Origin of the sequence: Pseudidiomarina indica (assembly GCF_900104245.1) — a bacterium.
GTDB classification, from domain to species: Bacteria; Pseudomonadota; Gammaproteobacteria; order Enterobacterales; family Alteromonadaceae; genus Pseudidiomarina; species Pseudidiomarina indica.
The window spans coordinates 308,844-330,192 of record NZ_FMXN01000002.1; the positions used below are offsets into that span (position 1 = coordinate 308,844).

At 49.9% G+C, this 21,349-nt stretch carries 21 protein-coding genes; 11 read left to right on the forward strand and 10 right to left on the reverse strand.

What is annotated here, in order from left to right; genetic code table 11:
- Positions 1 to 12: 12 nt before the first annotated feature.
- Both folK and folB read right to left on the reverse strand, forming a co-directional pair.
- A complete protein-coding gene (gene folK, locus BLP64_RS03115) occupies positions 13 to 543 on the reverse strand; it encodes a 2-amino-4-hydroxy-6-hydroxymethyldihydropteridine diphosphokinase (RefSeq protein ID WP_092591640.1) in 531 nt (176 codons plus the stop codon).
- Positions 540 to 893, reverse strand: a complete 354-nt coding sequence (folB, locus tag BLP64_RS03120) for a dihydroneopterin aldolase (RefSeq protein ID WP_092591642.1) — start codon at positions 891 to 893, stop codon at positions 540 to 542. The genes folK and folB overlap by 4 nt, the downstream gene beginning before the upstream one ends.
- A gap of 151 nt (positions 894 to 1,044) precedes the next feature.
- On the opposite strand from folB, the gene plsY reads away from it, so the two are divergent.
- Entirely contained in the window at positions 1,045 to 1,656 is a 612-nt protein-coding gene (gene plsY / locus BLP64_RS03125; RefSeq protein WP_092591644.1) for a glycerol-3-phosphate 1-O-acyltransferase PlsY, read from the forward strand.
- Here plsY and tsaD read toward each other — a convergent pair.
- Both tsaD and BLP64_RS03135 read right to left on the reverse strand, forming a co-directional pair.
- The gene (tsaD, locus tag BLP64_RS03130) at positions 1,637 to 2,668 is read right to left on the reverse strand and encodes a tRNA (adenosine(37)-N6)-threonylcarbamoyltransferase complex transferase subunit TsaD (RefSeq protein ID WP_092591646.1); all 1,032 of its coding nucleotides are present in this window, start codon (positions 2,666 to 2,668) and stop codon (positions 1,637 to 1,639) included. The genes plsY and tsaD overlap by 20 nt on opposite strands.
- A gap of 79 nt (positions 2,669 to 2,747) precedes the next feature.
- Complete coding sequence (locus BLP64_RS03135; RefSeq protein ID WP_092591648.1) at positions 2,748 to 3,788, reverse strand: type IV pilus twitching motility protein PilT; 1,041 nt, start codon at positions 3,786 to 3,788, stop codon at positions 2,748 to 2,750.
- A gap of 44 nt (positions 3,789 to 3,832) precedes the next feature.
- Here BLP64_RS03135 and BLP64_RS03140 point away from each other — a divergent pair, with 44 nt between their 5' ends.
- From BLP64_RS03140 to BLP64_RS03155, 4 genes are read left to right on the forward strand one after another with little or no spacing between them, the layout of a single operon-like run.
- On the forward strand, positions 3,833 to 4,546 hold the full coding sequence (locus tag BLP64_RS03140) for a YggS family pyridoxal phosphate-dependent enzyme (protein ID WP_092591650.1): 714 nt from the start codon (positions 3,833 to 3,835) through the stop codon (positions 4,544 to 4,546).
- Entirely contained in the window at positions 4,543 to 5,370 is an 828-nt protein-coding gene (gene proC, locus BLP64_RS03145; protein ID WP_092591652.1) for a pyrroline-5-carboxylate reductase, read from the forward strand. Before BLP64_RS03140 ends, proC begins: the two co-directional genes overlap by 4 nt.
- A 25-nt stretch (positions 5,371 to 5,395) precedes the next feature.
- A complete protein-coding gene (locus BLP64_RS03150) occupies positions 5,396 to 5,941 on the forward strand; it encodes a YggT family protein (protein ID WP_092591654.1) in 546 nt (181 codons plus the stop codon).
- 2 nt (positions 5,942 to 5,943) lie between these two features.
- On the forward strand, positions 5,944 to 6,387 hold the full coding sequence (locus tag BLP64_RS03155) for a DUF4426 domain-containing protein (RefSeq protein WP_092591656.1): 444 nt from the start codon (positions 5,944 to 5,946) through the stop codon (positions 6,385 to 6,387).
- Here BLP64_RS03155 and BLP64_RS03160 read toward each other — a convergent pair whose 3' ends face one another.
- Positions 6,388 to 8,127 (reverse strand): potassium/proton antiporter, encoded by a 1,740-nt coding sequence (locus BLP64_RS03160; RefSeq protein WP_092591658.1) that lies wholly within the window; start codon positions 8,125 to 8,127, stop codon positions 6,388 to 6,390.
- A gap of 73 nt (positions 8,128 to 8,200) precedes the next feature.
- Here BLP64_RS03160 and rdgB point away from each other — a divergent pair, with 73 nt between their 5' ends.
- Positions 8,201 to 8,791 (forward strand): RdgB/HAM1 family non-canonical purine NTP pyrophosphatase, encoded by a 591-nt coding sequence (rdgB, locus tag BLP64_RS03165; protein WP_092591660.1) that lies wholly within the window; start codon positions 8,201 to 8,203, stop codon positions 8,789 to 8,791.
- A gap of 3 nt (positions 8,792 to 8,794) precedes the next feature.
- Positions 8,795 to 9,946: a radical SAM family heme chaperone HemW gene (hemW, locus tag BLP64_RS03170; protein WP_092591662.1), complete on the forward strand. Its 1,152-nt coding sequence runs from the start codon at positions 8,795 to 8,797 to the stop codon at positions 9,944 to 9,946.
- A gap of 6 nt (positions 9,947 to 9,952) precedes the next feature.
- On the opposite strand, the gene trmB is transcribed toward hemW, so the two are convergent.
- Positions 9,953 to 10,669, reverse strand: coding sequence for a tRNA (guanosine(46)-N7)-methyltransferase TrmB (trmB, locus tag BLP64_RS03175; RefSeq protein WP_092591664.1), 717 nt, complete (start codon positions 10,667 to 10,669; stop codon positions 9,953 to 9,955).
- A 106-nt stretch (positions 10,670 to 10,775) separates the two neighbouring features.
- Positions 10,776 to 11,858 (reverse strand): OmpA family protein, encoded by a 1,083-nt coding sequence (locus BLP64_RS03180; protein ID WP_092591666.1) that lies wholly within the window; start codon positions 11,856 to 11,858, stop codon positions 10,776 to 10,778.
- A 152-nt stretch (positions 11,859 to 12,010) separates the two neighbouring features.
- Between BLP64_RS03180 and mutY the strand changes: the two genes are divergently transcribed.
- Positions 12,011 to 13,018, forward strand: coding sequence for an A/G-specific adenine glycosylase (mutY, locus tag BLP64_RS03185; protein ID WP_092591668.1), 1,008 nt, complete (start codon positions 12,011 to 12,013; stop codon positions 13,016 to 13,018).
- A gap of 95 nt (positions 13,019 to 13,113) precedes the next feature.
- Entirely contained in the window at positions 13,114 to 13,386 is a 273-nt protein-coding gene (locus BLP64_RS03190; protein WP_092591670.1) for an oxidative damage protection protein, read from the forward strand.
- On the opposite strand, the gene waaA is transcribed toward BLP64_RS03190, so the two are convergent.
- The 3 genes from waaA to BLP64_RS03205 all read right to left on the reverse strand — a co-directional run bounded on the left by waaA (position 13,387) and on the right by BLP64_RS03205 (position 18,150).
- Complete coding sequence (gene waaA, locus BLP64_RS03195) at positions 13,387 to 15,408, reverse strand: lipid IV(A) 3-deoxy-D-manno-octulosonic acid transferase (protein WP_092591672.1); 2,022 nt, start codon at positions 15,406 to 15,408, stop codon at positions 13,387 to 13,389.
- A 6-nt stretch (positions 15,409 to 15,414) separates the two neighbouring features.
- A complete protein-coding gene (locus tag BLP64_RS03200; RefSeq protein ID WP_092591674.1) occupies positions 15,415 to 16,155 on the reverse strand; it encodes a glycosyltransferase in 741 nt (246 codons plus the stop codon).
- 189 nt (positions 16,156 to 16,344) lie between these two features.
- A complete protein-coding gene (locus BLP64_RS03205) occupies positions 16,345 to 18,150 on the reverse strand; it encodes a DEAD/DEAH box helicase (RefSeq protein ID WP_092591676.1) in 1,806 nt (601 codons plus the stop codon).
- Positions 18,151 to 18,425: 275 nt separating this feature from the next.
- Between BLP64_RS03205 and BLP64_RS03210 the strand changes: the two genes are divergently transcribed.
- Positions 18,426 to 19,883 carry an NAD-dependent succinate-semialdehyde dehydrogenase gene (locus BLP64_RS03210; protein ID WP_233340087.1) on the forward strand — a complete coding sequence of 486 codons (1,458 nt, stop codon included), beginning with the start codon at positions 18,426 to 18,428 and terminating at the stop codon, positions 19,881 to 19,883.
- Complete coding sequence (locus BLP64_RS03215) at positions 19,880 to 21,250, forward strand: aldehyde dehydrogenase family protein (protein ID WP_092591678.1); 1,371 nt, start codon at positions 19,880 to 19,882, stop codon at positions 21,248 to 21,250. The genes BLP64_RS03210 and BLP64_RS03215 overlap by 4 nt, the downstream gene beginning before the upstream one ends.
- Positions 21,251 to 21,349: the final 99 nt, after the last annotated feature.

Sequence of the window (21,349 nt, forward strand, 5' to 3'; positions counted from 1 at the left end):
ATTGGTTTCCTTCTAAACGTTCGATGGGAAGACTAAATAAGGTAACGACTCAAATTCTAAGGCAATCGGAGCTAACTGTTGCTGTCCGGTATAGCTCTGCCATAGTTCTGCAAAGGTTTTCTTCAATACCGGATGACATTGCTCCGCACTTAATTCAGCCAAAGGCCATAACACAAATGCATTGGTCAAAATCTCAGCGCGCGGTAACTGAATTGGCGTTGAACACACCTCATCATCATACAGCAAGATATCAATATCGAGGGTTCGTGGGCTAAAGCGAGGTGCCCGACTGTCATGTCCGTGCTGCCGCTCAATGGCTTTGCAACGAGCCAACACGTCCAAGAGCGGAACAGTTGTTTCAACCCAGGCAACAAGATTATAAAAGGAGTGGCCGACAAAGCCGACCGCTTCACTTTCAAAAACACGAGAAATATGGAGTGGGGTCTGTGGGCCTGCAAACGCGTCGTGTAAAGCTTTCACCCCGGCACGAACATTGTGCGCACGATCACGATTACTACCAATCCCAAACCAAACTTTGCTCACACCGCCGTCCTTACAATTTCGACAGCAGCTTGGCGTGCTGCGGTAATGGCTTGGGGTTTGGCCACTTTCACCCGAATTTGCTGGACGGCAAATTGTTGAATCGCTAGCTGAGCGACCTCTTCGGCAATGGTTTCAATCAGTGCGCGCGGTGTTGCTTGAATCAACGCAATCACGGCTTGACTCAACGCATCATAATCAAGCGCATACTCTAATTGATCGGAGGCTGCGGCGGGCCGGTTGTCCCATGCCATTTCAAGATCAAGAATTAACGGCTGCGTTCCTTGCTGCTCCCAGTCGTAAACCCCGATCACCGCATCGACCGTCAAACCTTCAATGAAAACTTTATCCATTCGTGGTCCGTATTAATAGAAATTCTAGGCCAAAGCACTTATGCTATGGGTTTGCATAGTAACGGAAAGCGAACCAGATGCAAATGTAAAACACGCAGTTTTACCCAATTTGCATGAGCCTATTTTATCTGCCATTGAGTAACCAACACCCATGGGCGCATTGATATTATTAGCAATCATTTCAGCGTATTTATTTGGCTCTATCAGCAGCGCCGTTTTGATCTGTCGGCTTTTTAAATTACCCGACCCTCGTACCACCGGTTCCAATAACCCCGGCGCCACCAACGTCTATCGAATAGGCGGTGCTGTGCCGGCGATTCTAACCTTATGGTGTGATGTGCTGAAAGGTATGATTCCCGTCTGGGGCAGTTACTTTCTTGGCATTGAGCCATTTTTCTTAGGGCTCATTGCGGTGGCGGCCTGTTTAGGTCACATTTTCCCACTATATTTTCATTTCCGGGGTGGCAAAGCAGTGGCAACAGCGCTGGGGGCGATGTTTCCGGTTGCTTGGGAAATGGCATTGTTACTGATTGCCACTTGGCTGGTGGTGTTTCGTATCAGCCGAGTATCGTCGATGGCAGCACTCATTACCGTTAGTTTAGCGCCGTTTTATGCATTTTGGATCAAGCCGCAATACACCGTATCGGTTATCATGATCTCGGTGCTGATTATTTGGCGCCATCAAGCGAATATTGCCCGACTCCGCACCGGGCAAGAACAACGAACCCGCTTTCAGCGGCGGTCTAACCCTCCTGAGGATTAGCCGGTGGTTGCAATTGATTCAACGGCCAGCGCGGAAAGGTTTTAATGGCAATATCAGTCGATTCCCCTGCCGCCAAACGCTGGGCGCCTGCGTAGGCAATCATTGCGCCATTATCCGTACAAAACTCCGGCCGTGGGAAAAACACTTCCCCACCAATATGCTGCATCAACCGCTGTAACTCTTCTCTGAGATGTTGGTTGGCACTCACTCCGCCGGCCACCACCAACCGCTTCAAACCGGTTTGCTGTAGCGCCCGACGGCATTTAATCAAGAGTGTATCGACCACCGCATCTTGAAACGCACGAGCGACGTTTGCTAACTGTTGAGGTGAACCATCAGTGGCCGCCAGCGTATTGGCAGCAAAGGTTTTTAATCCACTAAACGAAAAGTCGAGGCCCGGCCGATCAGTCATCGGCCGCGGGAATTTATAGTGGCCCGGTTCACCTGATTCGGCCATCCGCGCCAATCGTGGTCCACCAGGATAATCCAAGCCCATCAGCTTGGCGGTTTTATCAAAGGCCTCACCAGCGGCGTCATCAACGGATTCCCCCAGCAATTGATACTGCCCGATACCATCCACTTGCACGAGTTGCGTGTGTCCGCCTGACACTAGGAGTGCCACAAACGGAAATGCCGGTGGATTCTCTTCCAGCATGGGCGCCAGCAAATGACCTTCCATATGATGCACAGCAACGGCGGGGACTCCCCACCCAAATGCGAGGCTACGCCCGATGCAAGCGCCCACTAATAAGGCTCCAATCAAACCAGGCCCTGCGGTGTAGGCCACCCCATCAATCTCCTGCGCAGTCAATTGTGCTTCTTGCAAGGCTTGTTCGATTAACGGAAGGGTTTTACGCACGTGGTCACGTGAGGCAAGCTCGGGCACCACCCCACCGTAATCTGCATGTAATTTTACTTGCGAATAAAGCTGATGAGCCAACAACCCACGTTGGGTGTCGTAAATAGCAATGCCAGTTTCATCACAAGAAGTTTCAATGCCTAATACACGCATGCGCCGCCTCAAATTTCGGTGGAATTAAACGGCGCACAGTGTACCTGAGATCCCCGTAAAAGTCAGGATTCCGTGGCAATTAAACCACGAATGAATCCTTGTCTGCTGCTTTGAGCATGGCTTCACCGGGAGCAACAATTCCGGCTTGCACTAAGGCCGCCAAGCTTTGATCTAAGGTTTGCATCCCATGGATAGCGCCCGTTTGAATGGTGGAATACATCTGCGCCACTTTGTCCTCTCGAATCAGGTTCCGAATGGCCGGCGTTGCCACCATGATTTCATGAGCTGCGACTCGCCCACCGCCAATTTTTTTCAGCAATACCTGTGAAATCACTGCACGCAAGGATTCTGATAGCATGGAGCGAATCATTGATTTTTCATCGCCCGGAAACACATCAATGATTCGGTCAATGGTTTTTGGTGCTGAAGTGGTGTGCAAAGTTCCGAATACCAAGTGCCCTGTTTCTGCCGCTGTCATAGCCAAGCGTATGGTTTCTAAATCACGCATTTCGCCAACCAGAATCACATCAGGGTCTTCCCGCAATGCCGAACGCAATGCATTTTTAAAACTATGCGTATCACGATGAACTTCACGTTGGTTCACTAAACTCAGCTTATTTTCATGCACAAACTCAATCGGGTCTTCGATGGTTAAAATATGTTGATGCTTGGTTTCATTCAAATAATCCACCATGGCTGCCAAGGTGGTGGATTTCCCTGACCCTGTTGGCCCCGTTACAATCACAAGGCCCCGAGGGCTATCCGCAATGGTTTGAAATATTTCTGGAGCCGCCAACTGCGCAAGCGTCAAAACCTCACTTGGAATGGTACGGAACGCCGCACTCGCACCGCGTTTTTGATTAAACGCGTTAACCCGAAACCGAGCGAGCCCGGGAACTTCATAGGAAAAGTCACATTCCAGGTTTTCCTCATATTCCTTGCGTTGCTTTTCATTCATAATACTGTGCAGCATGTGTTGCACCTGCTCATGGCTCAGTGCCGGCTTATTCATTTTATGAATGTCACCATCAATTCGTATCATAGGTGGTGATTCTGCTGATAAATGCAAGTCAGATGACTTAGAATGCACTGCATGACTGAGTAATTCAGTAATATCCATAACGCTATCCGCACCCTTACTGTTGAGGAGGTTTTCTTTCACTGATGACTAGCATAGCTGAACGTTTGACAGAAGTCCGCATGCAAATTGTTGAGCAATGTCAACAACATAAGCGACTCCCAGATTCCGTACAACTGATCGCCGTCAGCAAGAGTAAGCCTATTTCGGCCATTGTTGAAGCATTCAATCACGGCCAACGGCAATTTGGCGAGAATTATGTGCAAGAAGCGGTTGCGAAAGTTCAGCAACTGCAGGAGCTGCCCATTGAATGGCACTTTCTAGGACCGATTCAATCAAATAAAACACGAGATATTGCCAACCACTTTCACTGGGTTCATAGCGTTGATCGCCTTAAAATCGCCCAGCGTCTTTCGGCCCAGCGGAGCGACTCACAAGCGGCGCTAAACCTACTGATTCAGGTCAACATTGATGATGATGCAGCGAAAGCAGGAATTGCTCCAGCGCAACTCCTAGACTTTGCCGCACAGATTGCCGCGTTACCGCGGGTTCAACTACGGGGGCTGATGACCATCCCTGCTGTAACAACGGACCCAAGCCAGACTGCAACAAGCTTTGCAGCCATGAACCGCTTGTTTTTACAGTTAAAATCCCAATATCCTCAGGTGGATACATTATCCATAGGAATGTCTGCCGACTGGCCGATCGCCATTGCACAAGGTGCAACCATGATTCGTATCGGCTCCGCATTGTTCGGCGCCCGTGAACATTCCCCTCAATCAACAGGAGATTCTCAATGACTCAGGCACCGCGCAAGATCGCATTCATTGGTGCAGGTAATATGACCCAAAGCATCGTTGGCGGCATGGTCAGCAACGGCTACCCCGGCCACGCCATTCATGTGAGTAACCCCTCCGCCGCTAAGTTAGAACAACTCCAAGCACGGTGGCAGGTACAAACCAGCCACGATAACGCTGAGGTAGCGAATGTGGCGGAGGTCATTGTGTTGGCGGTTAAACCACAACTGATGGCAGAGGTTTGCCAAGACTTACAAGCGCGCGTCCCTCACTTACAGGATAAAACCATTGTGACCATCGCTGCCGGAATTCGTCTCGAAAAATACGCGGACTATTTGGGGGACAGCGCTCGAGTTGTCCGTGTCATGCCCAATACCCCTTCTTTAGTAGGACAGGGCATGTCAGGGCTGCTTGCGAATGCCCATGTTTCATCTGCGGACCGAGATTTTATCACCAGCATCTTTCAGCAAGTTGGTGATACCATGTGGCTAACAGATGAAGACCAACTTGATATTTTTACTGCCATTGCCGGTAGCGGACCTGCTTATTTCTTTGAGTTTATGGCAGGATTACAGCAAGCTGCAGTGACATTAGGTTTTGATGCGGCCGAAGCGCGTCGCATGGTCGAACAAACGGCTCTGGGGGCCGCAACGATGGCCATTGATAGTGAACTCGAATTGTCTGAATTACGCCAACAAGTGACCAGCAAAGGCGGCTCCACGGCAAAAGCAATCGAAGTTTATCAACAGTCTCAACTTGAACAAATATCTGCAGAAGCAGTCTTAGCAGCAGTGCGCCGTAACCAAGAAATGGCTAAACTGTTTTAAGTGAAAAACCTATAAGAGAGCCACTATGAACGCGATTCACTTTTTAATTGACGTAGTCTTTGACTTGTTTCTTATCGTCGTCATTCTGCGTCTATGGATGCAAGCGGCACGCGTCGATTACTACAATCCAATGAGTCAATTTGTTGTTAAAGTTACCAACCCGTTGGTGGTACCGTTGCGAACTATTTTGCCCAGCAAAGGCAAATGGGATTTAGCCTGTCTCGCCCTCACGTTTCTCGTGGCAATAGCCAAAATATTGCTGCTGACGAAAGGACTCCTGGGGCTGGTTCCACCGGTTTCCGACCTTCTACTTATGTCGGTGGCACTGGTGATTTCACAGTTTTTATCGGTACTCTTCTGGCTCGTCCTGATCATGGCGCTAATGAGCTGGTTTACGCAAGGCTACCACCCCATCATGGCGATGTTGCAACAACTCACCCAGCCATTCTTAGCCCCCATTCGTCGCATTATCCCACCGATTGGAGGGCTCGATTTGTCCGTGCTCGTATTGGTGATTGCTATCCAGTTTGTCCGAATTTTATTGGGGAACCTGTTAGGAATAGGAATTTAATCATGAAGAAGTTACTCCCACTCCGTTGGATTTCAGCACTGGTGTTGCTCATGACATTCAGTGGCCCAGCAGCGGCGGAACAAAGCCGCCAACTGGGGCCATGGGAAGTCCATTACAACGCCTTTAACTCAACCCTACTGCGCCCTGAAATGGCACAGCAATATAGCCTTCAGCGCAGTGAAACCTTAGCAACGTTGAATCTTGCGGTACTTGATACCACCAAGCCCGGTAAGCCAGCGCAGCAAGTGACGGTGACCGGGTATGTCATGAACCCGTTAAGTCAGCAGCAACAGCTGACCTTCCAAGAGGTTCGGGAAGGGGATGCTATTTACTATTTAACGCAAACACGTTTTTCTCATCGAGAAACTTTGCGCTTTTTCATTACCATTAAACAAGGCGCGCAATCCCATGAATTACGCTTCCATCAAGAGTTTTGGGCCAACTAATTAGTTGGCCTTTTCCTCTAAAATTTTCACTCCGACTTGACGAATCACGCCTGAATCGTTGACGTCTCTCACGGTGAGCACAATATTTCCTAATCGAAGGTGATCGCCGATTACCGCTCGGCGATGGAATTTCATCCCAAAGTAATCGGTTAACGTTGTTTGAGCGGTGCTTTCATCCATCTCACCGATAGGATAAAACCCAGCAATATCTTGCAGCGCCAGGTCGCCATTGAGGGTAAAGTCCCCAAAAAACTCACTGCTCTGTAAATCTTTCGGTTGCCCATCTGTTGCTAGAACTTTACTGACTGCGTCGATATCTTCTAATTTCGCAATCACCACAAGAAGGTCTTTCTCTTGGATCACGGGGTCATTATTAGGATGGATCCATTCTCCTTGGCGAATAATCCCAATGAATTCGATATTCACATCCCATTTGAGCTCTTTCCACTTTTTATCACAGGCAACGCAACGGTCACTAATCTGAAAACCCCAGGCTTCCATTGGATCCTTGGCACCTAATTGATCCAAGGGCATTCGTCGATCCGGTTCCGCGGGTGGCGGAATTTCTAAGCCCAACCAGCGCGCCATAGGAGCAATGGTCCATCCTTGAACAATCAAGGACACCATCACCACCACAAAGGCCACGTCAAAATAGAGTTCTGGATTCGGCACGCCGGTGAGCCATGGATACAAAGCTAGGATAATCGGCACGGCACCGCGCAACCCAACCCAGCTAATAAAGACTTGCTCTCGCCATGGAAAGTTAAAGGGTAGCAACCCGACAATCACGGAAATGGGGCGTGAAATAAAAATCATTAATACCGCGACACCCAGCGACAAATGCCAATGTTCAATTAAGTGGGATGGAGTGACCAACAACCCTAAAATCAAGAACATCATAATTTGGCTTAGCCAAGCCATTCCATCTTGCACCTGCAAAATATGAGGCAGTTGAGGTAATCGCGAGTTCCCAATTTTATAGCCCATTAAATAAACGGCTAAATAGCCGCTGCCACCAACGCCTGCGGTTACTGCATACATGACGACTGCGGTTGCCAGCGCCAGCAACGGGAAAAATGAAAACTGTACGGTGATTTTTTGGGTCAGCCAAATAAACAAGCGGCCACCCAACCAGCCCCCAATGAAGCCAAGAATCACTTGCTTAATAATATCTAAGGAAATGGTGACCAATGAGAATGTTTCACTCGATGCAATAATCCCCGTAATGGCCATTGTTAGAATAATGGCCATTGGGTCGTTGGTCCCTGATTCAATTTCTAAGGTGGAGGCAACGCGTTGTTTAATTTTTAGGTTTTTCGATTGAAAGATACCGAACACTGCCGCGGCATCGGTGGAGCTCAAAATTGCGCCAATCAGAAATGCCGTCGGCCAAGGCAGATCGAAAAGTAATACAACGCCAACCGCTGTCAGGGCACAGGTCATGGCGACACCCAGTGTTGCAAGGGTGAGAGCGGGGCCTAACGCCACCCTAAACCGCTCTCGATTGGTTCTCATCCCGCCGTCAAAAATAATCACGATTAACGCCAGCGAGCCAATCACGAAGGCTAACTCAGGATTATCAAACGCAATACCGAGAACGCCTTCTTCTCCAGCCAGCATTCCAATAACGAGGAAGGTGAGTAGTAACGGTGCACCGAGTCGATTCGATACCGCGACAGCTAAGATACTAACCAACAGTAAGGTGCCCATGATGAGCATGAGCCCATTAACACTTATCAAAATAGTTCTCCTTGGTCACACTTAGAATGCCCCGTATAATACCAAGCAACCCTAAACAACTGGTGCATATTAAATGGAAAAAATTGTTTTAGCGAGCGGCAACCGTGGAAAAGTCCAAGAAATCCAACAATTGCTGAAGCCCTTGGGCTGGGATGTTGTCCCGCAAACAGATTGGGGATTTGTTGAGGCGGAAGAAACCGGTTTGACGTTTATTGAAAATGCCATTATCAAAGCTCGCCATGCCGCCCACCACACCGGCTTGCCAGCATTGGCCGATGATTCAGGATTGGCAGTGGCTGCTTTAAATGGTGCGCCAGGGATTTATTCTGCCCGTTATGCTGGAAGCCCATGCACAGACCAAGAGAATATTGATAAGTTATTGTTCCAGCTACGCGACGTTCCAACACATGAACGCCGAGCAAGTTTCCACTGTGTTTTAGCATTACTAAGACATTCTGACGATCCAACCCCGATTATTTGTCATGGGCGTTGGGATGGTTATATTACCACATCCCCTCAGGGAGATCAGGGTTTTGGTTATGATCCAGTGTTCTGGATTCCTGAATTAGAATGCACGGCAGCACAGCTCACACTGGCACAAAAACACCAGTATAGTCACCGTGGTGAGGCATTACGCTCCCTGTTAAATCAATTGCAGGCATAAGTCATGAATTTGCTCCGGCTCCCTCCCCTCTCCTTATACATTCATATTCCTTGGTGTGTCCAAAAGTGCCCCTACTGTGATTTTAACTCTCACAGTTTAAAGCATGACATTCCAGAGGCTGAATATATTGCACGGTTGCTCGATGATCTCAGAGCTGACCTTGACTGGGTGCAAGGGCGTCCATTACAAAGCATTTTTATTGGTGGCGGTACTCCCAGCCTGATCAGTGCAGCGGGAATTGCTCGTCTACTGCAAGGAGTCCAAGCCCTTATTCCATTCACGGAAGATTGTGAAATCACTCTAGAAGCAAATCCTGGAACCTTCGAAACCGAACGCTTTGCTGGGTTTGTGCAGGCAGGTGTGACGCGCCTATCGATTGGTGTGCAAAGCCTGAACCCGCATCATTTACAGACCTTGGGGCGCATTCATGATCCGCACCAAGCGCAAGCGGCCGCCCAGCATGCAAGACAGTTACCGCTGCACAGTTTCAATTTGGATTTGATGCATGGTCTGCCCCAACAAACGCTGGCTGAAGCCATGGCGGATGTACAATGCATTCTCGCACTCGCACCCCCGCATATCTCATGGTATCAACTCACCATTGAACCCAATACCGCCTTTGCGAGTCGTCCCCCCAAGCTGCCCGAAGACGACACCTTGTGGGATATTCAAGAACAAGGGCATGCGCAATTATTAGCGGCAGGGTACGAGCATTACGAGATTAGTGCGTATGCAAAACCTGGCCATCGCAGTCGTCATAATCTAAATTATTGGCGGTTTGGGGATTACCTTGGCATTGGTTGCGGTGCCCACAGCAAAATCACACTGCCAGACCAAAATGAGGTGATTCGCTGCGAAAAAATCAAACACCCCCAAGGCTATCTTGATTTAACGCGCCCATTACGCTACCGACAATGGTCGGTGACTCCAGATGAGCGGCCGTTTGAATTCTTTATGAATTATTTTCGCTTGCTCGAGCCTGTTCCGAAAGCTGACTTTGAGGCGTTTACTGGAATACCGGCGGAGGTTGCCGACCAACTGTTACAACGCGGGCAACAGCAAGGTCTCGTGGAGTCCTCCGCAGATGCCTGGTTAACCACTGAACGTGGGCGGCGCTATTTGAATACGCTGCTGGATTTATTATTGGAAGAATGAGCGGGGTTACTCAACCCGCTCAAATTTCAGATCCCAAACCCCGTGCCCTAACCGCTCACCGCGTTTTTCAAACTTGGTATAGGGCCGCTCTTCGGGACGTGGAATATAGGTATTGTCAGCAGACAAATTCCGCCAATGGGGCGCAGCCGACATCACTTCGAGCATATGCTCAGCGTAGTTTTCCCAATCGGTTGCCAAATGCAGCACACCGCCTACAGCCAATTTTTGCCGCAGCAACTCAACAAATTCGGGTTGAATTAAACGTCGTTTGTGGTGTCGTTTTTTATGCCAGGGGTCGGGGAAGAAAATTTGTACCCCCGCTAAACTCGCGTCGGCAATACAATCTTGAAGGATTTCGACAGCATCATGCTCATACACCCGCAAATTGGTGATTTGTGCCTGTTCCGCATCCATGAGACAAGCGCCAACGCCCGGCCGATGCACTTCAATGCCGATAAAGTTTTTTTCGGGTGCGGCCGCAGCCATTTGCACCAGTGACGCGCCCATCCCAAAGCCAATTTCTAAAACTGTCGGTGCTTGGCGCCCAAATACTTGCTCCAACGCCAACGGCCCTTGTGCATGGGTTAGTCCTAATTGAGGCCAAACCCGTTCAAGGGCTGCCGCCTGGCCTTTAGTAAGCCGCCCTTCGCGCTTCACGAAACTACGAATTTTCCGACGAAACGTGGTGTCACTGGACGCTTGCTCGATATGCTCTGAACTCATGGTGCCTCAATTTAATTTAAGATAAAAATGCGGGCAGTTATTATGCAAAAAGGCACACTAAACGCAAGTTTAGTGTGCCTTGGATTACAACCGAATCAGGTGACTATTATTCTTTAACAGGCACTTGTTTCGTTACTGACATGGCCGCTTCAATACGACGGTTTTTCTCGCGATTTTCACGGGTTTCATTCGAGTACTTCGGACGAGTTTCACCGTAACCTTTTGTGGTTACACGTGACGCTGCAATGCCATATTCGTTGACTAACAAGTCACCTACAGCCTTCGCACGACGCTCAGACAACAATTGGTTGTAGCTGGCTGGTCCGGTGTTATCGGTGTGACCTTCAATCACTACGTCCAGTTGTGGGTACTCTTTCAAGAACTCCGCAGTGTTGCGTACATCTTCACGTTGATCTGCTGATACTTCGGCAGACTCCAGTGCGAAAGTCACCACTAACTCACGGGTAATAGTTTCATTTTCATAAACCACACAACCGTCTGCATCGACTTTGTAGCCGGCACGAGTGTTCGGGCACTTGTCACGGTTATCTGGTACACCATCACCATCTGAATCGACCACCACTGGCGCTACTGTTGTTGGCGTTGGCGCTGGTGCTGGCTCTTGCTCAGGCTTGGTGTAGGTTGATGCCGTGGTGCCACCGAAGTAATAACGTAATGACGTCATCACCATAAATTCGGTCAAGTTTTTCTCACTTTGCTGAACTGCACCTTCAACGGTGAATGCCCAGTCATTGTTAATGAATTCACGGTAACCGGCACCGACACGTAAAAACGATGTTTTGATGTCGCTGAATTCCGTCGCGTTAATACCGACTGAGCCATAAAATTTTGGCGTGAAGTTATAAAGCACGTCCACACCGTAAGCTGAACCGGTTGAGGTGTCATTGGTGAACTCTAGCTTACTGCGCAGGTAATCGTAGTAAATCCGATATCCCCACTCAGGTGTGAACTGATAACCTGCTTCAATCCCTGCAAATGGCGTATCAAACCCACCATCGAAAGATTGCAACTGATTTTTTTCGATCACGCGGCGATCGGAATCCGTGCCAAATAAACCAATACGTGGACCGACATAGATACTGCCTGGTTCCGTTGCTTTATTTGCAAGTGCTGGTGCAGCAAGCACTGCGGCAGCGACCGCTACGGATACTAAAGTTAATCGTTTCATGAGATGCTCCTTGTGTTTTCTCATCGGTCGATGGATTGTAATAGGTAAATTATAATACAAATTGGCCCAAAAAACCTGTACATTCGTGGCTTTACTTAATATTTTCATCAAGGTTTACACCGCTTTAACATGAGCCCCTCAAAAAAACAGCCATGAATGACCCGATAATTCCCCCTTTAGCACCCGTTGCACTCCATCATGCGTTGATCACGTGGCAACAGCAAAACGGCCGTCATGACCTCCCATGGCAGCAACAACCAACGCCCTATTCGGTGTTAGTCAGCGAAATCATGTTGCAGCAAACCCAAGTCGCAACCGTCATTCCTTACTATCAACGTTGGCTGGAAAAATTCCCAAATTTTGAATCACTTGCAGCCGCATCTGAAGACGATGTGTTAGCCTTATGGCAAGGGCTTGGGTATTACTCACGAGCACGCAATTTACATCGCGCAGCGCAATTTGTGGTAGCCGAACGGGGCGGCATATTGCCGCCCTGCTCTGAGCAATTACGAGAAGTCCCTGGGGTAGGCCCTTACACCGCCGGCGCGATCTGTGCATTTGCCTTCGACCATCCGGCCCCCTTGGTGGATGGGAATGTCACCCGGTTTTTTAGTCGTTATTTCGGCATTACGGGGGACGTCACCTCTAGTCGTGTCAGTAAACACATTTGGCAACTGGCAGATGACTATACCCCGCCGCAGAACAATCGCGTGTATGCACAAGCTTTATTAGATATGGGGGCGACCGTTTGTACACCAAGCCAACCGCAGTGCCATGGATGCCCGGTGCAATCCAGCTGTAACGCCTGGCAAACCGACCGTGTTCTGCAACTTCCTGAAAAAAAGAAAAAAGCCCCCATTCCCACTCGTGCTGGCTGGTTTGGCCTCGATGTTGATCCGACTGGCGTGGTGTTGGTGCAACGTGATGCCGCCGCAGTATGGCCCCGCTTGTGGTGCCTTCCGGAATTCACCGAGCAACCCACCAAGCTCGAACTTCATGGCGAATTTCGGCATACCTTTTCTCACTACAAACTCAACGCCCAAGTGTTTACGTATCAGGCAGCAGCGGACAGTCGTCGTGTGCCATGGCAGGAGCTTACCGACTATGCGCTGCCGACCCCCATTCGGCGTTACCTCATGGCCTTGAAGAAAAAATTATAAGCGCGTCAATGGCGCTCGTGGTTTGCATTCGCTGTTTGCATTCACTGATGGCTCCAGCCTAAAATAGCACTACATTCCGCAAGACTGAGGTGATTATGAGTCGTATTGTCTACTGTGAGTTCTTGAAGAAAGAAGCTGAAGGGCTCGACTTTCAGCTTTATCCAGGTGAGTTAGGAGCTCGAATCTTCAACTCCATTTCAAAAGAAGCGTGGGGGCTCTGGCAAAAAAAGCAAACCATGCTCATCAATGAAAACCGCCTCAATATGATGGATGCGAATGCTCGCGCTTTTCTCGAAGAGCAAATGCAGGCATTTCTATTCGAAGGCAAAGAGATTACCGTGGAAGGTTATACCCCCCCGCAAGATTAATTAGCGCTGATAAGCAGCAATGAGTAGCGGCCAATCGCGGGCTTCATTAAAATGAAACTCCGACTCGCTATTGGTCGCTTTCGTCAGCTCTTTGTTAAAGGAGCGCAACAGCCGTTGCAAGTTTGCTTCTTTCCAACTGCCTGACTCTCGGATATCACACTTATCAAAGTCCACGATCCAACACTTCCCAGCACTGTCTAACATAATATTCCGACAGTTTAGATCGGAGTGATAAACATTGGCATTATGCAACTCTCGAATGGCCTGACCAATGGTGTCCCATTCAGCTGGCGTGAGTTCACGTTGTTGGAGCAACTTAAATAAATCTTGGGTGTGTGGAATCACTTCCACTAAAATATCAGCTCGGTAGCCCCAGCCAGGCGCTTGTGCGTAATAGGCCGCCACCGGACGTGGTACCGGTAACCCTAATTCGCGTAACTTCAGCAATAACGAAAACTCAGCCATGGCTCGGCTTTCGGCGATGGGCTCTCGTTTAAAACGATCGCGGTTGAATTTGCCGACCAGACCCCCACGATAATAATGGCGTAGCAACAGGTCATGGTCCCCTTGGTCAATGAAAAAAGCCGTACTCCGCCCTGTGGCTGAGCCTTTCACTTTGCCCTGTGCTTGCCAATAACTGGGCGAAAAGTACTCAACTGGACACTCTTTGAGAAGCTCTGGATCATACCAAATCATGGATTTTTTATGCGGTTGTACGGTTGTCATCATGGCCATGGTCCTGTGTTGTTCGGTCATCTCCACCGAAGGTAAAAAACGCTGAATATCAGCCAAGATCGCCTTGGTTGCACCTCGATCATCGGCAAATTCATGCTGCGCTCGCAGCGCCATTGCGCGTGCCGTATCGGGCTCTGTTAGCCATTGTGACCAAGTGGTTGCTAACGCCTCGGCTGAGTTCACCAACGCCACCCCATCAACGTGTTTAAGGCGGGTAAATAATTGTTCGAAATTAAAGACATGGGGCCCTGTGGCAATGGGGGTTTCAGTTGCAATCGGTTCCAACGGATTATGCCCACCACGTTCAATCAAGCTGCCACCAATGAAAGCACCATCAGCAATGGCATACCAAAGCATCAGTTCGCCCATGGTATCTGCTAAAAATACTTGATGGGTGGTGGTCACTGGCTTGTTATCGCTCCGTCGAATATAGCTTAGCTGTGCATTTTCAATGAGTTGGGCAACCGCTGTGAATCGTTCAGGGTGGCGCGGCACCAAAATCAGCAAGGCCTGGGGATGCACTTTTAGCACCGTCTGAAACGCGCTGAGTACCTGTTCATCTTCACCATCATGGGTACTGGCGGCCACGAGAACCGGGCGTTGCAGCGCTTGGCGCCAGTCATTGGCTTGCTGCGGCAAGGTCGCGGCAAGCTGAATGTCGTGCTTTAAATTACCGCGCACTGCGAGCTGTTGAGGAGCGACTCCTAACTGGCGAAAACGTTGTTCACTCTCCGCCGTTTGCGCGGCAACAAAACTGAGTTGCTGCCACACGGGTCCTAGCAGCCACGCATAGCGTTGATAGCCGTGCTGGGAGCGCTCCGACATCCGCGCGTTGACCACCAACAGAGGAATCCCCCGACGATTGGCCTCCGCCACAAAGCAAGGCCAAACCTCGGTTTCTAAGACCACCACCATACGTGGCGCCAACTTACGAAAAAACCGCTTCATGGCCCCCGGCGTATCAATGGGTAAATAACTATGGAAAACGCGTTCGCCAAAAAAGCGTTGGGCAATGGCAGCTGCCGTTGGGGTCATGGAAGTGAGGGTAACCGGTAACTTGGGATAAGCCGCCAGCACCGCTTCAATCAGAGCACGGCCCGCAATGGTTTCTCCCACGGACACGCAGTGAATCACAATGCCATCACGCGCTTGTGCCGGCAGCGCATGAAGTGCCAATCGTTCGCGCCAGCGCTGCCGATATTCAGCTGCTTTCGCACCGCGCAGCCACAGGTAAATGAATACCAGTGGCGTTGCGAGCCGAATCAAGAGTCGATAGCTAAACGTCATTAGCAATTATCGCCAGTATTCACTAATCCATGTGGTAGGAAGTACTTTTCTAAACCACTTTCCACTGCGTCCGGCAACCGCATCATCCGGGTGTGGGCGGCCATGGAAAATAATCACTTTAGCGCCTTCTGGGATGCGAGGTTCTTGGAAGAAACTCAACGGGAATGGACGCAAACAATGGCGTTTAAAACTGCGGCACCACTCGGCCGGCCAGTACTTTAAACGTCCTTGACGGGCCACAAACTGGGTAATAAATTCTTGCTCGTTGCGTACATCTTTGCGTGAGCCGACGGGATCTGCTTTTAGGTGCTCCAACGCATCGGCATGGGCACCAATGTTAAAGCGGAATACCGAAGTATTCCCTGTTGCATCGGATTTATCCCATTCTTTAATCACCAGGAAATCACCTTCAGGCTCAAAAAACTCATCCAAGCTGCCGACAATGACAATATCTAAGTCAAGGAATAGCGTTGGCCCTTGCAGGTCATAGAGGGTTTCCGCAAAACAGGTCAGCTTCAGCCAGCCATGCGCGAACGTCCATGGTTTGCGTTGGTCAAAATCCTCAAACCCGATGGCAGGAATTGGCTTTACTTCAACCTCATCACGAATCCCTTCAGCGTCATCGGTTAAACACACGAAACGATATGGAATTGAAATATTCCGACTCACCATTGAGTACAGTTTATTGACATAATCGGCGCCGTATTTCGTGCCCCATTTAATACAAATAATATTGACTGGCTGCATGGTATTCCTGCCTGCTGTTTACTAATGTGATAGGGCAACATAATGCCACTTTTTGACGGCGCTCGCCACGCTGACGCATGGCTTTCCGCCTAAATCCACTTAACTTAGCGTAGATTTAACAGAACACAAACAAAAACAGCTTGATAACACCGCAGTATCATCAAGCTGTTGAACATTACTTAGCGGGGTTTAGGCGCGGCGGCGACGCTCACCTTGTTGGCCTCGAGCTCCGCGCTCGTTACGACGAGGTGCGCCTTTAAACCCTGGGCGATCCCCCATCGGTGGCCGCGGACGACGCGTAATTTGTTCGTCGGCCAGTTCCAGCCCCATTTGTTGCTGACGGACACGAGCGCGTTGGAGCACACGTACCACTGCTGTTGGAATCCCTTTCGGTAACTCCACCAAGCTATGACCATCAAACAACTGAATTTGACCGATATAACGGCTATCAATGTCTGCTTCATTCGCAATCGCACCAACAATATCTTGTGGTCGAGCGCCATGATCGCGGCCGACTTGAATGCGGTAGGTATCAAATTCAATATTCGCTTCACGACGGTCACGGCCTGGACGTTTCTCACGCGTATCGCGGGCATCGCGCTTGCCACGACGGTCATTACGGTCGTTCCGATCATCAAACTTACGTGGGGCCGGATCATCCGCCAGAATTAATGGACGACGACTATGGTATTGAGCCAACAGTGCCGTTGCTAATTGTTCCGCCGATAGACCAGTTTCTGCTTGCATTTTTTCAATGATTTTAGCCATTTCATGCAACTGCGGCTGCGCCATCATTGCCACTAATTGCTGTTGCAATGCTTGCTGACGGAATGCACTCAATTCTTGCGCCGTTGGTACTTCAAAGTACTCAATCGTGCCGTTGGTTAAACGCTCATAGGTCCGTAATAAATGACGTTCTTTGCTGCGGTAAAACAAGATGGCTTCACCGCTACGGCCTGCACGACCGGTACGACCAATTCGGTGCACATAAGATTCGCTATCACTAGGCAAGTCGTAGTTAATCACGTGGGTGATTTCTGGAACGTCCAAGCCTCGTGCAACCACGTCGGTGGCGACTAGAATTTCAATATGACCACTGCGTAACTGAGCAACCGTTTGCTCCCGTTGCGCTTGGTTCAAGTCACCGCTTAATGGGGACGCTTTGAATCCAGACGCTTGCAGTTGCTCACTAACTTCTAAAGTATCCGTACGCGTCCGCACAAAAATTAGCACTCGCTGGTAATCCAAGGTTTCTAATAGGCGCGTCAATGCCTGCATTTTGGTCAACCCACGCACCATCCATGCGCGTTGACGAATTGTGGCTTTCGCTTTTTCAATGGCCGCCACTTGGATATTGAGCGGCTGTTCACCTGCTTCATTCACTAGGAAGGTCTTTGCCAACTTACGAATAGCAGGTGGCATGGTGGCTGAGAACAACGCACGTTGCGCTCCCGCAGGCACCGCGCCCATAATGGTTTCGATGTCTTCAATAAAGCCCATGTTTAACATTTCGTCGGCTTCATCTAACACCGCAAAACGCAATGCAGATAAATTCAACACACCTTTATTGAGTAAGTCGAGCAACCGTCCCGGTGTGCCAACGACCACTTGTGCGCCACCACGCAAGGCTTTAATTTGTGGGCCAAACGCTGCCCCGCCATAAACAGTCGCAACTTCCACGCTCGGCATTTTTTGAGCGAAGTTAGCAATGGCTTCAGCCACTTGCATGGCCAATTCACGAGTTGGTGCCACCACCAACATTTGCGTCGCACGTACCGATGCATCCAGCACCGAAATACCAGGCAAGCCAAAGGCCGCTGTTTTACCTGTTCCTGTCTGCGCTTCACCAAGCACGTTTTTACCTTCTAACAGAGCAGGAATCGCTTGCAATTGAATTGGTGTAGGTTGGGTGAAATTCATTTTTTCGAGCTGTTTAAGCACAACAGCAGGCAGGCCTAAATCGACAAACGATTGGCCAGTCTTAAGATCAGACATATTTTTCTCACATGTTTCTGTACTACAAAAATACGGGGAAAAGAGACGCCCGGCAACAGAACACGATGAACACTCTGGCAGGAAATAAGTAGGCGTGATGTACCCCAGCATATCAGGGGTAAGGCCGCTCCCATCAATAGCGGTATTGACCCTGAAGGGCGTAACTATACCCCAATGCACCATAAACCACAAGTAAAAGCGCACGCAAACAGAGTACTTTTTGCAAGTTTTCAGCTAAGATGAGGCCATGAGAAATCACCTCTATGGAAGCTAACATGTCGAGCCAAACAATGACATCGCTGCTGCGAACCCAAGCCTTTGTGAATGGTCAATGGATTTCAACCGATCAGCACTTTAATGTTTATAACCCTGCCACTAGCGCTGTTGTCGCTACCGTCACCCAAGCAGATAGTGCTCTCACCCTTGCTGCAATTGCAGCGGCGGAGCAAGCTTTAGGGCCGTGGCAGCAGTTATTACCGAAACAACGGGCCGAGCTATTACGGCAATGGCAGCACCTGATTTTAGCTCATCAACATGAGCTCGCCGCCTTGATGACCGCTGAGCAAGGCAAACCCCTCGCTGAAGCGCTGGGTGAAATTGAGTACGGCGCCAGCTATTTTGATTGGTTTACTGGGGAAGCGGAACGTAGTTATGGCACTCTGCTCGCACAGGGGCAAGAGGGTCAGAAAAGTTGGTATCAGGCGCAAGGCATTGGCGTGTGCGCGGCAATCACCCCGTGGAACTTTCCCCACGCCATGATTGCACGAAAAGTTGCCCCGGCCCTTGCGGCTGGCTGTACCATTGTCATTAAACCAGCTGAAGCAACCCCGTTGTCCGCCCTCGCCTTAGCGCAACTCGCCCAGGACGCTGGAATTCCAGCCGGCGTAGTGAATATTCTCCCAACGGCGGACCCGGCTCTGGTCGGTGACATTTTAACCACTCACCCTTCGGTAAAAAAGCTGACCTTTACAGGCTCCACCAAAGTGGGAAAACAGCTGATGGCCCAATGCGCCAGCACCCTCAAAAAAGTGTCCATGGAATTGGGCGGCAATGCTCCTTTTATAGTCTTCGACGATGCCGACCTTGAGCTTGCGGTGCAAGCCCTAATGCAATGTAAATTCCGCAATGCGGGTCAAACCTGCGTTAGCGCCAATCGAGTATTCGTTGATGCTAGCGTGCAACCGCAATTTATCGCGTTATTAAAAACAGAGCTCAGTAAACTCAACGTCGGTTCTGGACTCGACCCTTCGGTTGATTACGGGCCGCTGATCAATCAAGCCGCCATCGACAAAGTCTCCACCTTGGTCCGTGATGCCGTGCAACAAGGGGCAACCTTACTCATGGGGGGCCACTCCCTTGCTGAGCAAGGCCCGCTGTTTTATGCGCCCACCTTGTTAACTGGCGTAATGGCTTCCATGCGGATTGCCCAAGAAGAGATTTTTGGCCCGGTCATTGCAGTACAATCCTTTCAGGATGAGGCAGAAGCAATCCAAATCGCAAACGCCGTACCGGTCGGCTTGGCTGGCTATTTCTGTACTGAAAACTACCGCAGGATTGAACGTGTTAGCCAACAACTCGAGTGTGGTATGCTGGGCATCAATACTGGCGCGATTTCCCATGCCTACAACGCATTTGGCGGGGTCAAAGAGTCGGGGATTGGCCGTGAAGGCTCTCCGCTTGGACTGGCTGAGTATCAAGAAATTAAAAATATAACAATAGGTGACTTAGCATGAACCAGTTTGAGTTTCTAATGCAGCAAATGCGCTGTACCTTCCATAGTGAGGTCACTCATTCCCTTGACTGGCGTCGCGGGCAGTTAAATCAACTGGCCACTTTATTGAAAGCTCATGAAACGGAGTTACTCGAAGCCCTGCATGCCGATTTAGGGAAATCTCATGCGGAAGGCTGGCTCACAGAACTCAGCGTCTTAAACAAGGATATTCAGTATACCCTGCGCCATTTACCGCGGTGGATGCAACCTAAACGGGTGCGGCAACCTTTGCTAGCACTGCCAGGAAAAAGTTATTTACAGCCTGAGCCATTAGGCGTGGTGCTGATTATTGGTGCATGGAACTATCCGCTGCAATTACTCCTCAGCCCTCTCATCGCTGCCCTCGCAGCGGGTAATTGCGTCATTCTTAAACCTTCTGAGTTGGCCCCCCAGACGGCAACATTGTTGGCCACTTTAGTGCCGCAATACCTGTCCCACGAGGCCGTCAAGGTAGTCACCGGTGACGCTGCCGTCGTCACCGAACTTTTACAGCATCGTTTCGACCATATCATGTACACCGGCGGCAGTCGTGTCGGAAAAATTATTATGCGCGCGGCGGCTGACTATTTAACCCCAGTCACCCTCGAGCTAGGCGGCAAAAGCCCAGCGGTGGTGTTGGCCGATGCTAATATTAAAGTGACTGCACGCAGAATCGCATGGGGCAAGTGGCTCAATGCCGGGCAAACCTGTATCGCGCCAGACTATGTGCTGGTAGAAGAATCGGTACAAACAGCGCTGATTGATGCCCTGCGTGAGGCCTGCACTGAAATGTTCGGCGCCACACCGAACACAGCAAAAGATTACGGCCGGATCGTCAATGACCATCATTTTAATCGATTAATCGCTTATTTGAACGACGGCGAAATCGCCTTCGGGGGAGACTTCGATGCACAGCAGCGGTATCTCGCCCCCACGGTCTTACACCAAGTGCCACGCCATAGTCCGATCATGCAAGACGAAATTTTTGGCCCCATCTTGCCCATTATTCCAGTTGCCTCCTTGGACGAAGCCATTGAGTTTATCAAACAACATGAAAAACCATTGGCGTTATATGGGTTCAGCAGCTCCAAGCAGAAACTTCAGCAACTCACTCAATCCACCTCGGCAGGAAATCAATGCAGCAACGATACCTTAATGTTCATGCTTAACCCCGAGTTACCATTTGGTGGAGTCGGCAACAGCGGCATGGGGCGCTACCACGGTCGTTTTGGCTTCGAAACATTCAGCCATTTTAAGGCTGTGATGCAACGTCCATTTAGCCCGGATCCATTATTTCGCTACGCCCCGTACACGCAGTTCAAACAAAAGCTACTGCGTTGGCTATCGTAAGCAAAACCAGCCAACGCAGAATCCCAGCCTTTAATCTGGTCTGCTTGCTCGAGGTTTTCGCTTGCGTTAGCATTGGAGCGTTTGCAATCACTCATAACA

Coding starts and splice junctions, on each gene's coding strand:
- BLP64_RS03205 (WP_092591676.1), bottom strand. CDS start 18,150: ATGTCTGATCTTAAGACTGGCCAATCGTTTGTCGATTTAGGCCTGCCT.
- BLP64_RS03180 (WP_092591666.1), bottom strand. CDS start 11,858: ATGAAACGATTAACTTTAGTATCCGTAGCGGTCGCTGCCGCAGTGCTT.
- proC (WP_092591652.1), top strand. CDS start 4,543: ATGACTCAGGCACCGCGCAAGATCGCATTCATTGGTGCAGGTAATATG.
- rdgB (WP_092591660.1), top strand. CDS start 8,201: ATGGAAAAAATTGTTTTAGCGAGCGGCAACCGTGGAAAAGTCCAAGAA.
- BLP64_RS03215 (WP_092591678.1), top strand. CDS start 19,880: ATGAACCAGTTTGAGTTTCTAATGCAGCAAATGCGCTGTACCTTCCAT.
- tsaD (WP_092591646.1), bottom strand. CDS start 2,668: ATGCGTGTATTAGGCATTGAAACTTCTTGTGATGAAACTGGCATTGCT.
- hemW (WP_092591662.1), top strand. CDS start 8,795: ATGAATTTGCTCCGGCTCCCTCCCCTCTCCTTATACATTCATATTCCT.
- BLP64_RS03210 (WP_233340087.1), top strand. CDS start 18,426: ATGTCGAGCCAAACAATGACATCGCTGCTGCGAACCCAAGCCTTTGTG.
- plsY (WP_092591644.1), top strand. CDS start 1,045: ATGGGCGCATTGATATTATTAGCAATCATTTCAGCGTATTTATTTGGC.
- BLP64_RS03140 (WP_092591650.1), top strand. CDS start 3,833: ATGACTAGCATAGCTGAACGTTTGACAGAAGTCCGCATGCAAATTGTT.
- BLP64_RS03135 (WP_092591648.1), bottom strand. CDS start 3,788: ATGGATATTACTGAATTACTCAGTCATGCAGTGCATTCTAAGTCATCT.
- waaA (WP_092591672.1), bottom strand. CDS start 15,408: ATGACGTTTAGCTATCGACTCTTGATTCGGCTCGCAACGCCACTGGTA.
- trmB (WP_092591664.1), bottom strand. CDS start 10,669: ATGAGTTCAGAGCATATCGAGCAAGCGTCCAGTGACACCACGTTTCGT.
- mutY (WP_092591668.1), top strand. CDS start 12,011: ATGAATGACCCGATAATTCCCCCTTTAGCACCCGTTGCACTCCATCAT.
- BLP64_RS03200 (WP_092591674.1), bottom strand. CDS start 16,155: ATGCAGCCAGTCAATATTATTTGTATTAAATGGGGCACGAAATACGGC.
- BLP64_RS03150 (WP_092591654.1), top strand. CDS start 5,396: ATGAACGCGATTCACTTTTTAATTGACGTAGTCTTTGACTTGTTTCTT.
- BLP64_RS03155 (WP_092591656.1), top strand. CDS start 5,944: ATGAAGAAGTTACTCCCACTCCGTTGGATTTCAGCACTGGTGTTGCTC.
- BLP64_RS03190 (WP_092591670.1), top strand. CDS start 13,114: ATGAGTCGTATTGTCTACTGTGAGTTCTTGAAGAAAGAAGCTGAAGGG.
- folB (WP_092591642.1), bottom strand. CDS start 893: ATGGATAAAGTTTTCATTGAAGGTTTGACGGTCGATGCGGTGATCGGG.